This is a genomic window from Citricoccus sp. NPDC079358 (genome assembly GCF_040702545.1).
In the GTDB taxonomy this organism is placed as follows: Bacteria; Actinomycetota; Actinomycetes; order Actinomycetales; family Micrococcaceae; genus Citricoccus.
The window spans coordinates 21,497-31,628 of the sequence record NZ_JBFBLI010000021.1 but is presented as its reverse complement, the minus strand read 5'-3'; the positions used below and the strand labels follow the sequence as shown (position 1 = coordinate 31,628).

12 protein-coding genes, 1 tRNA gene and 1 rRNA gene are annotated in these 10,132 nt (G+C 70.4%); 6 read left to right on the top strand and 8 right to left on the bottom strand.

The genetic code is table 11. The annotated features are described in order from the left end of the window. Both rrf and AB0333_RS16345 read left to right on the top strand, forming a co-directional pair. Window positions 1-86 (top strand): 5S ribosomal RNA (gene rrf / locus AB0333_RS16350); the annotation flags it as partial. 126 nt (window positions 87-212) lie between these two features. Further along, window positions 213-800, top strand: a complete 588-nt coding sequence (locus AB0333_RS16345; protein WP_366219748.1) for a hypothetical protein — start codon at window positions 213-215, stop codon at window positions 798-800. Here AB0333_RS16345 and AB0333_RS16340 read toward each other — a convergent pair. Beyond that, window positions 797-1,438 (bottom strand): hypothetical protein, encoded by a 642-nt coding sequence (locus AB0333_RS16340; RefSeq protein ID WP_366219747.1) that lies wholly within the window; start codon window positions 1,436-1,438, stop codon window positions 797-799. The two genes, AB0333_RS16345 and AB0333_RS16340, sit on opposite strands and share 4 nt — an antisense overlap. 152 nt (window positions 1,439-1,590) lie before the next feature. On the opposite strand from AB0333_RS16340, the gene AB0333_RS16335 reads away from it, so the two are divergent. After that, a tRNA-Pro gene (locus AB0333_RS16335) sits at window positions 1,591-1,667 on the top strand. Between the two features lie 80 nt (window positions 1,668-1,747). Here AB0333_RS16335 and AB0333_RS16330 read toward each other — a convergent pair. The 7 genes from AB0333_RS16330 to AB0333_RS16300 all read right to left on the bottom strand — a co-directional run bounded on the left by AB0333_RS16330 (window position 1,748) and on the right by AB0333_RS16300 (window position 7,447). Continuing rightward, complete coding sequence (locus tag AB0333_RS16330; protein WP_366219746.1) at window positions 1,748-2,107, bottom strand: GNAT family N-acetyltransferase; 360 nt, start codon at window positions 2,105-2,107, stop codon at window positions 1,748-1,750. Next, window positions 2,100-3,230, bottom strand: coding sequence for a pirin family protein (locus AB0333_RS16325; RefSeq protein ID WP_366219745.1), 1,131 nt, complete (start codon window positions 3,228-3,230; stop codon window positions 2,100-2,102). The genes AB0333_RS16330 and AB0333_RS16325 overlap by 8 nt, the downstream gene beginning before the upstream one ends. Window positions 3,231-3,254: 24 nt before the next feature. Then, window positions 3,255-3,734 (bottom strand): carboxymuconolactone decarboxylase family protein, encoded by a 480-nt coding sequence (locus tag AB0333_RS16320; RefSeq protein WP_366219744.1) that lies wholly within the window; start codon window positions 3,732-3,734, stop codon window positions 3,255-3,257. 60 nt (window positions 3,735-3,794) lie between these two features. Continuing rightward, complete coding sequence (locus tag AB0333_RS16315) at window positions 3,795-5,342, bottom strand: DUF5129 domain-containing protein (RefSeq protein ID WP_366219743.1); 1,548 nt, start codon at window positions 5,340-5,342, stop codon at window positions 3,795-3,797. A 73-nt stretch (window positions 5,343-5,415) separates the two neighbouring features. After that, the gene (locus AB0333_RS16310) at window positions 5,416-6,090 is read right to left on the bottom strand and encodes an NAD(P)-binding domain-containing protein (protein WP_366219742.1); all 675 of its coding nucleotides are present in this window, start codon (window positions 6,088-6,090) and stop codon (window positions 5,416-5,418) included. Further along, window positions 6,087-6,557 (bottom strand): ribonuclease E activity regulator RraA, encoded by a 471-nt coding sequence (rraA, locus tag AB0333_RS16305; RefSeq protein ID WP_366219741.1) that lies wholly within the window; start codon window positions 6,555-6,557, stop codon window positions 6,087-6,089. Before rraA ends, AB0333_RS16310 begins: the two co-directional genes overlap by 4 nt. Further along, on the bottom strand, window positions 6,554-7,447 hold the full coding sequence (locus tag AB0333_RS16300; RefSeq protein ID WP_366219740.1) for a fumarylacetoacetate hydrolase family protein: 894 nt from the start codon (window positions 7,445-7,447) through the stop codon (window positions 6,554-6,556). The genes rraA and AB0333_RS16300 overlap by 4 nt, the downstream gene beginning before the upstream one ends. 152 nt (window positions 7,448-7,599) lie before the next feature. Here AB0333_RS16300 and AB0333_RS16295 point away from each other — a divergent pair, with 152 nt between their 5' ends. The 3 genes from AB0333_RS16295 to AB0333_RS16285 all read left to right on the top strand — a co-directional run bounded on the left by AB0333_RS16295 (window position 7,600) and on the right by AB0333_RS16285 (window position 10,125). Beyond that, window positions 7,600-9,339 (top strand): S-layer homology domain-containing protein, encoded by a 1,740-nt coding sequence (locus AB0333_RS16295; RefSeq protein ID WP_366219739.1) that lies wholly within the window; start codon window positions 7,600-7,602, stop codon window positions 9,337-9,339. A 5-nt stretch (window positions 9,340-9,344) separates the two neighbouring features. Beyond that, window positions 9,345-9,839, top strand: a complete 495-nt coding sequence (locus AB0333_RS16290) for a hypothetical protein (RefSeq protein WP_366219738.1) — start codon at window positions 9,345-9,347, stop codon at window positions 9,837-9,839. Between the two features lie 88 nt (window positions 9,840-9,927). Beyond that, on the top strand, window positions 9,928-10,125 hold the full coding sequence (locus AB0333_RS16285) for a hypothetical protein (RefSeq protein WP_366219737.1): 198 nt from the start codon (window positions 9,928-9,930) through the stop codon (window positions 10,123-10,125). Window positions 10,126-10,132: the final 7 nt, after the last annotated feature.

Below are 10,132 nucleotides of genomic sequence, written 5' to 3'. Positions count from 1 at the left end.
GTCCCATTCCGAACCCGGAAGCTAAGGCCCACTGCGCCGATGGTACTGCATCCGGGAGGATGTGGGAGAGTAGGACGCCGCCGGACAACCATTGAACAGAAGCCCTGGACCTCACGGTCCAGGGCTTCTGTGTTTAACAAGCCATGCCGTGCTGTCCTGTCCCGAAGAGGCCCTGCCGGCCCGGTGTGATCCGGCATGGTTTGATGAGGGACATGTCTGAGAGCCCATTCCTTGACCCGTTCGCTGTCCCCACCGGTGAGGAGGAGTCCTCTGTGAGCACGGAGGTGCCGGGGGACGTGGTCCCCGGGACGGTGGTGACCAGTGGGCCGGCGTCGGCCGGGGCCACGCATGCCGTGTGCGCATCCCTCCCGCTCGACCTGGATCAGGCGGTCGGCGCGTTCGTGGACGACACCCATCTCTGGTGGCCGCGGACCCTCCGCGCCACCGGGGAAGCGGGGCATGTGTACTTCGGTGATGGCGGCCTGTTGGAGGAGGACGCGGACGGTTCCTCGGGCGATGACCAGGATCCCCCCTATGAGTGGGCGACCCTGGCGGGTGCGGCGGAGGGCACCCTGGAGCTCGACTGGTGGGGCGGGCATCATGACGCGGCGACGTCGCCCGTCCGGCTCTACCTGTCGTGGTCCGCGGGACCCCGTGGGGGAGCGGAGCTGAGCGTGCGCGGCAACGAGCCGACGTCGTGGTGGGAGGACTGGACCACGATACTGGGCGCGTTCACCCGCTTCACCGGGGGCAGCCTCACCGAGCACGGAGAACCGGGTCAGGGCGGAGGCGGCTCCTAGAGGCCGTTCTCCCGGAACATCTTGAGATCCCCGTCCTCGAACTTCTGCTCGAGCACGCGGCCGTTGGTGCGCATCGACTCGAGATCATGCTTCAGGACGGTGTCCCGGCTGCGCGAGACCTCAGTGGCCAGCAGTTGCAGTTGCCGGGTCCATTCCGGGGCGGCCGCCGGCTTGGCGGAGTCCGGCAGCTGGAGGAACACGTCGAGCGTGCTGGGCAGATACTGGTACACGAGGGACTCGATGGACAGCCGTTGCTCCGGAGCCTGCTGGACGAGGTCCCAGCGATCGATCATCTCGCCCAGGTGCGCGGTGATCAGGGACAGATCGTGCTGAGAATCCGGGGGAAGCTGGGCGCGGTGGCTCCGGACCCGCTGGCGGAACTCCGCGAGCCGTCCGTCCATCTCTTGCCGGGTGGCACCACGCACGGGGAGGCCGGAGGAATAGGTCCTGCGGTGGGCCGGCGTCAGGATCAGGCCGGCCGTGTATCCCAGGGCCGCCGCGAGGAAGGCCGCGAGGATCGAATCCGACAGGAGGCCCACCCCGAGGAACACGACGATGAAGGCGGCGAGGCCGACCAGGTTCGGGCGTGACGCCAGGAAGTCCCTGAAGGCGCCGAATCCCTCCGCGTCGGTGGCCACGTCTCTCCGTCTCTCGTCGGCTGGTTCGCTGACACGATCAGTCTAGTGTGCATCCCGCTGGCCTCCACGGATCGTTTTGGTGAATCCGGCACCGGACGGCTAGGATAGACCACTGTGGTTCCCCGCCGGACTCGGCATGGAACCACTCTCCACGGGGTGTGGCGCAGCTTGGTAGCGCGCGTCGTTCGGGACGACGAGGCCGCAGGTTCAAATCCTGTCACCCCGACCACGAGAAGCCGGCCGGGAGCATCAGCGGATGCTCCCGGCCGGCTTTGTTGTCGGAGGGTCACGGCCGGTGTCCGTCGGCGGCTAGCGGCGCTCGAGCGCCTGCAGGTGCTCCGGGGTGGTGGCGTCCACCTGATCCCGGTACTCGGGGTGCTTGTCGATCCACCCCTTCACGTAGGGGCAGACGGCGACGATCCGGTACCCCTCGGCGATGGACGCGTCCAGCGCGCCACGGACCAGCGTGGAGGCGAGCCCATGGCCGCCGTACTCCTCGGACACCTCGGTGTGCGGGAAGATCCGCTGCCGGGTCCCGTCGGCCGAGGCATGCTCCGTGAAGTAGGTCTTGCCAGCCGGTTCGCCCGAGGCATCCACGTGGATCTCGTAGCGCGGCGTGCTGCCCTGGACGACCTTCGGGTGGTCCAGGGATGGTGTCGGCTCACTCATGGGCTCTCCTGTTGTCTTGATGGTTCCTTGGTGACTTCCTTGATGGTGGGTTGGCGCGGGGCCGCATGCGGGTGGTGGGCAGGGCCGGTGCCGGCAACGGGGCGGGGGTCTCCGCCGGGAAGTCGCCGAACTGGGGGAACGTCCGGCCGTCGCGGTAGCGGGTGCCGATCGTGGCGTCCTCCCGCGGCGCCTCGAATCCCATCTCGGCCTGATAGGCGGCTCGCCAGGCCACGATCTCCTCGTGGGTGCGCCCCACGAAGTTCCACCACATGATGATCTGCTCGCCGAGGGGTTCTCCGCCGATCAGCAGCGCCGTGACGGGGTCCGGTCCGGAGGTGATCCGCAAGCGGGTGCGGCCGGGACCGACGAAGCCCAGGTGGTCCTCGGGGATCTCGACCCCGTCCAGGGCGAGGGCCCCGGTGACCTGGAGCAGGCCGTGCTCGTGGCCGGCAGGGACGTCCACCTCCAGGGTGGTGTCCGGGTCCATCCGCAACTCCACGCCCGTGAGCGGCAGGTGGGTTCTCACCGGAGAGGTGGAGCCCAACAGGGAGCCGAGGAAGACGCGGGCGGTGTAACCGGGCCCGGTGACCGGCTCCGGACGGTGGGCCTCGAGCGAGGGTGCGGTGGCACGGGCGTGCTCCGGGAAGGCGTACCAGAGCTGGGCGCCATGGAGCACGGTGGTGTCCGCCGTGGAGAACTCCGAATGGGTGATCCCGGAACCGGCGTTCATGAGGTTGACCTCACCGGGGCGGACGGTGGCCCAGTTCCCGGCGGAGTCGAGGTGGTCCACCCGCCCGGTGAACAACCAGGAGACGGTCGCCAACCCCGTGTGCGGGTGACGGGGGACCGCCATGCCCCCGGTGGCGGAGACGTCGTCCGGGCCGTAGAAGTCCAGGAAGCACCAGGCGCCGATCAGGGAGCGGGCCCGCTGCGGCAGGGTGCGTTTGACGGTCATGGCCCGGGGCCCGCCGAGCGGTACCGCGCGGGGCTCGAGCAGCTCGACCGTGCCCGTGCCGCCGGCGTGCGGGTCCACACCGTCCGAGAGTCCCGCGGTGAAGCGCGGCCCGGCGGCCGGCGTGTTCCTGCAGACGGTCTCCTGCGGGTCAGTCTCGGTGTTGCTCATGGCGTACGCCTCGATTCCCGCCGTTCAGCGGCGTTGGACCGGGTGGTGGGACAGGATGGAGATGCGGTTGGTGGCATTCATGGTGATGGCCAGCCACTGGACGGAGGAGTACTGCTCGTCCGTCAGCACCTGGTGGCTCATCAGCTGGCTGACGTGCTGGTCCTCCTGGCCGGGCAGCAGGGTGACCGTCTCGGCCAGGTCCAGGGCGGCCCGCTCCGTCTCGCTGTAGAGGGCCGCAGCCTCCCGCCAGGCGGCCAACAGGCCGAGGCGCTGGGAGTCGAGGCCGGCGTCGATCCCGTAGCGGGTGTGGACCTCGAGGCAGTAGGCGCAGCCGTTGATCTGGGAGATGCGCAGGTTCACCAGCTCCACGAGCTGATCGTCCAGCCCGGCCTTCCGGGCCGCGGTCTTCGCGGCGACGGACAATCCGCCCACCGCCTTCCACGCGGCCGGATCGGACTTGTCCAGATAGAACGCCAACGGATCCTGGCGTGCGTCAGTGCTCATGTCCATAGCAACCCCGGGCCCCTCAGCGGCATTCCTGGCAGGAGCGCCTGGACCAGCACCTCAGAAGCTGGAGGAGGACCCGGCGCCGGAGAAACTGCCGCCCGAGCTGCCGTATCCGGTCGAGGAGGACGAGGAGGAGGCCTCCGCCTGCTCACGCGCGGTCACCACGTGGGACTGGCCCGAGGAGTACCCGAGGTGGAAGGCGGTCGCGGTCCAGAACCAGCCGGGCTGGTGCACCGTGTCCAGGATCGAGCCGGGACGGCGGGAGGCGCGGTGGCGTTCCCGCTCCAATTCTCCCTGCAGGGTCTGGCGTTCGGCATCGGACGTGGCGAAGGCCTCGATCTGGGCCTTCGCGTAGTCGTCCAGCAGGCCCGTCAGGCGGATCCGCAGGGCGTCCAGGCCGTCGAGGGCCTCGTCCGGGGAGAGCTGGCCGGTCTCCAGGCCGGCGCCCAGCCGCTCCAGTTCCCGTTCCGCCTCGGGCCGGAAGGAGCGCAACGGGGTGAGCTGATCGGCCTTGAGCTTGGGCTGTCCGGTCACCAGTTCGTCGATCTGGCCCAGATCCTCGCGCATCGGCGCGGTCTGGAGGTCCCAGGCCTCGGGCCAGCCCGGGTACTTGTTCAGCAGCGTGTTCGTGCTGCCCACGGTGTCGTCGAGCTGGTCGAGTTCCTCCGCCTGCTTCGTGTACGCCGTGATGGCCTGGCGGTACTCCTTACGGTGCAGCTTCTTCGCCGGGAGGCCGGACAGCCGGTCGTTCTGGCGGGCGGCCTCCACATAGCGTTCGTGGAAGGTGCGGTACCGCTCGAGCACCATGGCCCCGTACGTCGAGCCCTCCGGCACGGTATGGGCGTTCAGCTCGGTGGCCTCGAGGTCCGTACTGACATTGGCGAAGGCCTGGTTCCCCCGGTCCAGTTCCGCCTGCGCCTTCTGCCGCTGCTTCTTCCGGCCGGCCGCGGCGGCCCCACCGAAGATGCCGCCGACGACCACCACGATCGCCCCGCCGATCCACACCCCGGGATGCTGGTACCACGGCCGGTTCATCACGGCCGCGGCGGACTCGGTGGCGTCCAGGGCGGCCTGCGTCCAGTTGGCCTCCGTCAGCGACTCGACGGCGTCCTCCCGGATATCCTCCTGGGTCTCGAGCCCCACCTTGCGGTCCTCGCCGAAGTACACCCCCTGCAGCCGGCCCTCCGGGTCCAATGCATAGATGAACAGGCCGTCCGTCCACTTCTGCCCGTCGTCGCTGATCCATTCCGGATGGTTCTCGCGGGCATCGGCCAGGAGGCGCTCGTTGAGGTTGGACTCGGCCTCGCCGCGCTGGGTCCACACCACCACGGTGGTCGGCTCGCGGAAGTCGATGTCCGTCAGGCCCTCGCGCAGGGTCGGCTCGTGGATGACCCCGGCGCCGTCCTCGAGGATGACCTCCTCGGCCTGTTCGGCCTGGGCCGGGGAGGCACCCATGACGAGGGCCGCCGGCACCGCGGACAGCAACCCGAGTGCCAGGCCGAAGGCCGCCACCCAGCCGGTAGCCGTTCTCGCCGGTCGGGTGGCCGTTCTGGTGATGGGTGTGGCACGCAGACCGGTTCGGACGTAGGCGGTGTCGGTGGGCATCGGGCGTCCCCTGCTCTCAGTGTCCGATATCGGGTGGGATCGGTCGGGTCGGGGAGAGCCGGAGCCGTTCCCCTCAGTCCTGCACCACAGTACCGCCGGTGAGACGGGCCATCTCAGGCGCGGACATCGGCCGGTTGAAGACCGGCCCGTCCGGCTCCAGGACCCGGCCGGCGGCCAGGCCGGGCAGCAGCACCGGGGCGAACCCCAGGTCACCGGCCAGTTGCCCGACGGCGGCCGCGGCCTCCTCGCTGTCCGAGGCCACTCCCAGCGCTCGCCGTTCGGGGCCCGGGGATCGGCCCGCGGTGTCCAGGTCCCAGTGGCTGACGTGGTTCAGGGCCTTCACCACCGTGGCACCGGGGAATCGGGCGGCCAGGACTGAAGAACTGGACCGGCCGGCGTCGAGCCCGGACTGGAGCCAGCCCGGGAGCGGCTCCTCGGCCCAGCGGTTGGTGGCGTCCACGAGCAGGCAGCCGTCCAGCCAGTCCGGGTCCACGGAATCGAGGTCCTCCTGGGGGACCATCAGCACCACGATCGGCTGCTCCGCACCATCCTGCGCGATTTCCTCCGCCGCCACCGCGGTGGCCCGCGGAGCGTACTGGGCCAGGTGCAGGCGCATCGCGGTGGCCGGCCGGCTGGACGCGATCCGCACGGGGAGGCCCGCCGCGGCGGCGGCCCGGGCGAGCGAGGTCCCCGCCCGTCCGGCGCCGAGGATGTTGAGGGCGCTGATCCTGCCGGGAAGCCCGGTCACGGCGTGACCAGGATGCCGTCCTCATCGGCCCAGAGGGTGGCGCCCGGAGTGAAGGTCACCCCGCCGAACTCGACGGGGACGTCCACCTCGCCGGCGCCGTCCTTGGCGGACGTGCGGGGGTTGGATCCCAGGGCCTTGACGCCCAGGCCGAGGGTACGGACCACGGCCCGGTCCCGGATGGCCCCGTGGATGACGACCCCGGCCCAGCCGTTCCGCACGGCGGCCCCGGCGATGAGGTCGCCCATGAGGGCGGACTCCAGGGAGCCGCCGCCGTCCACCACCAGCACTGCCCCGTGACCGGGGGAGTTCAGGACCTGCTTGACCAGCCCGTTGTCCCGGTGGCAGCGGATGGTCCGCACGGGGCCGGTGAACACCGGCCGGGCGCCGAGGTCCTGGAACTGGACCGAACAGGACTGCAGCGTCCCGTCCGCGTCGAAGAGGTCACACGTGGTGAATCCGGCGGTCACCGGATCTCGTTCCGCTGCAGGCCGAGGCCGTCGATCTCGGTCTCCAGGACGTCGCCGGCCTTCAGCCAGGGGCGCCGGCCGGCGTCGTTCTTCCGGGCCAGGGCGACCCCGGCGGGCGTGCCGGTGAGGATGAGGTCCCCGGGCAGCAGGGTGACCAGGTCGGAGAGGTAGGAGACGAGCTTCTCGGCGCCGAACACGAGGTCCCCGGTGGAGTCCTGCTGCATGACCTCGCCGTTGACGCGGGTGGTGATCGTGGCGCCCGGAGCGTACTCGTCCGGGGTGACCAGCCACGGGCCGATCGGCGTGGTCTCCTCCCAGACCTTTCCCTGCGTCCATTCGGTGGTGCGGCCCTGGTAGCCGCGGACGGAGACGTCATTGGAGATGGCGTAACCGGCGATGTGGGCGGCGGCCTGATCCTCGGGGATGCGCCGGCCGGGCTCGCCGATGACGACGCACAGCTCGCCCTCCCAGTCCAGCCGGTGGTCCTCGGCCGGGACCTCGATGGCGTCCGTGGCCCCGGTGAGCGTCTGGGCGAACTTGGTGAAGATCGAGGGGTGCTCCGGCAGCTCCAGCCCGGTCTCCAGGATGTGGTTGCGGTAGTTCAGCCCGATGCAGAAGACCTTGGTGGGGAACGGGATGAGCGTGGCGGGTTCCAGTGCCGAGGCGTCCAGCACCCGGGAGGGTTCCTCCGCGGCCGCGGCGAGGGCGGCCTCCACCAGCTCGGTGCGGTTCGGTTCCGGCAGGGACAGGAAGTCGCCGACGTCGATCACGCCGTCCAGCTCGACGGCGGCCGTGGCGCGGGGACCGTCGGTCTCCGTGACGAGGGCGGCGAACGTGGCGCCGGGGGTGTCGGGGTCCGAGCCGGGCAATCGATAGGTAGAGAGCTTCATGGGGATATCCCACCACACCGCCCGCCCGGTCCGCTCGGCCGATGGGCAGTTGTCAGGCCCGTCACCCCGTGGAAGCCTGATTCGGTTATCATGCTCGCGGCAGGGTGGAGGGAAACGCCCTGCCCATCACTCCACCCACGAAGGGCGACACCGTGTCTCGTCAGCTTCCTGCCCCGCGGCGCCGCCGTGCGGGCCTCCTCGCCACCGCCCTCAGCCTGGGACTGCTGCTGCCGGGGCTGGCCCTGGCCGCCCCGGCGGCGGCCGACTCCGAGCATCTCACCCCCCTGGACCAGACGGCCGAGTTCGACGAGTCGCTTCCGGTTCTCGACGACGCCGTCCTGGACGCCGTCCAGGGCAAGAGCGCCGGGCCGGATGTTGCCCGCGGCCGCACCGATGCGGCCACCGATGCGTCCACCGGCGCGGCCGCCGCGCATCTGGGCCCCTGCAAGCAGGACTTCACGGACGTCGCGCCGAAGACCACGTTCTACACCCATGTCACCTGGATGGCCTGCGCGGGCCTGTCCAAGGGCTACGAGGACCACTCCTTCGGCGTCTACCAGAAGATCACCCGGAAAGAGGCCGCGGTGATGGTCTACCGCATGTCCGGGGCGAGCCACGACCCCGGGACCGCCCGCGACTTCGCGGACGTGGCCCCGCGCAGCGGCGACGAGGGTTTCACCGCCATCTCCTGGATGCATGAGCAGGAGATCGGGCGAGGCTACGTCAACCAGGGCCAAGAATACCCCTCCTTCAAGCCGGGGCAGTCGATCTCCCGGGCCGAGCTCGCCTCCTACCTGTTTCGTTTCGGCGGGGACGCGGACTACACGGCTCCGGCGGAGCAGGCCTTCCGGGACGTCCCGACGACGGCGGCCCGGTACCGGGCCATCTCCTGGCTGGTGGAGCACCAGATGGTCTCCGGCTACGCGGACGGCGCCTTCCGTCCCGGCCGAGCGGTGCAGCGCGGCGAGACCGCCAAGTTCCTCTACGGTCTCGAGACGCACCTGAACGGCCAGCCGACACCGCCGGCCACGCCGCCGAAGCCGGCCCCGAAGCCCGAGCCGGCACCCGAGCCCGCACCGGTGCCGGAGATCCCGTTGGCGTACCGGTACGTGGTGATCGCCGACGACGGTCTCAAGGTGAGGTCCGGGGCGGGCACGGGGCACGCGGTGCTCGCCTCGCTGGCCCGCAACACCCGGGTGGTGATCACCGGCCGCAGCACGTCCGTCGGCGGGGCCACCTGGCGGGAGATCACCGCCGGCAAGGTCAAGGGCTGGGTCCACGGCGGCTATCTCATCCGGGACTTCGAGGCGGGCAACACCAAGTCGGAGGTCTCCCGGCTGGGCAAGCGCTACCTCCCGGAGCGCCCGAAGCAGGGCGTCGCCGTTCTCCGGGCCGACTATGAGGCGCAGCCCAACGGCCATTGGTGCGGACCGGCCTCCATGGCGATCGCCCTGTCCGCGTTCCGCCTCGACTTCTCGCAGAAGTCCCTGGCCACGGCGGCCCAGACCGACCAGGAGGGGACGTGGCTGCACCAGGTGGCCCGTGTGCTGGACTATCACGCACCGATCGATGTCCGGTACACGGTGAAGACCATCCCCGGTGCGGATGCGAACCTCGCCCAGACCCGCGAGTTCCGCACCAGCGCGCGACGGTCCATTGACGGCGGTGTCCCGGTGGTCATCAACATCGCGGCGACTCCGGACGAGCAGCCGCCCCTCCAGCGGGCGAAGACCGGAGGCCGGTTCACCCTGCGCCACCACATGGCCGTGGTGGGCTACAACAACGTCAACGACACGTTTCTGGTCTACGATCCCTGGACCGAACCGTTCTGGGTGGACACGAGCCAGCTGGCCGACATGGCCGGGACCCGCGGCTACGTCACGCTGAAGTAGGCGGGGTGGACCGCCAGGCGAGGGCAGCCGCTGCCCTGACCGGCGGCGACTACGGGGCGGTCGACTTCCAGGCGCCGGTCGTCACCCTGTGGGTCGTCGGGCTGCTGCTGGTGATCGCGGTGGGCACCCTGGGACACGCAGGGTGGCGGCGATCCAGCCACGTCCGCTTCGCCCGGAGGACGGGGCGCAACACGGACCCGCAGCTGCTCCGGGACACCCGGATCGAACAGTGGACGGGGTACGTGTGCCTGGGCGTCGCGGTGGTGCTGGCCGGGTTCTCCGCGCTGGGCGCCTGGCAGACCCACCAGAACGTGCGCAGCAACCTGGCCGCCAAGTACGGGGTGGTCTCCGTGGAGAACGCCCGCTGGAACGGGGGGTTCCTCATGGCCGACCTGCGGATGCCGGACGGCACCGTGCGCCAGGACACCGAGGTCTACTTCGAGGCCGATGGTGAGCCGCTGATCGGGGACGACCTCTTCACCCCGGGTGGCGGACTCTGACCGGACTGCGTCTGCGTCACGATCCGGGGGACAATGGAGGCACGTATGCACCGCTCGACCTCCAGACCCCGCTCGTCGCCCATGGCCAGTGGCGGCGCAAACGGTACCGGGCCCACCTGGACAGACCGTCGCCGGCGCCGGGGTGCTGGAGATCGGGGTGGCCGCCATCGTCTACTCGGTCTTCGGCAACCAGGCCTGGCAGGACGTGCTGATCACGTTCGAGGACTCGGGCGAACCGCAGATCACGCGGGATCTGACCCAGCCGCCCGAACAGACCGGCCAGTAGGACCGGT

What these genes read in the sequence shown, in the direction of transcription:
- AB0333_RS16330 (WP_366219746.1), bottom strand. Translation starts at nt 2,107, where the DNA reads ATGAGTGAGCCGACACCATCCCTGGACCACCCGAAGGTCGTCCAGGGC.
- AB0333_RS16300 (WP_366219740.1), bottom strand. Translation starts at nt 7,447, where the DNA reads ATGAAGCTCTCTACCTATCGATTGCCCGGCTCGGACCCCGACACCCCC.
- AB0333_RS16315 (WP_366219743.1), bottom strand. Translation starts at nt 5,342, where the DNA reads ATGCCCACCGACACCGCCTACGTCCGAACCGGTCTGCGTGCCACACCC.
- AB0333_RS16345 (WP_366219748.1), top strand. Translation starts at nt 213, where the DNA reads ATGTCTGAGAGCCCATTCCTTGACCCGTTCGCTGTCCCCACCGGTGAG.
- AB0333_RS16325 (WP_366219745.1), bottom strand. Translation starts at nt 3,230, where the DNA reads ATGAGCAACACCGAGACTGACCCGCAGGAGACCGTCTGCAGGAACACG.
- AB0333_RS16320 (WP_366219744.1), bottom strand. Translation starts at nt 3,734, where the DNA reads ATGAGCACTGACGCACGCCAGGATCCGTTGGCGTTCTATCTGGACAAG.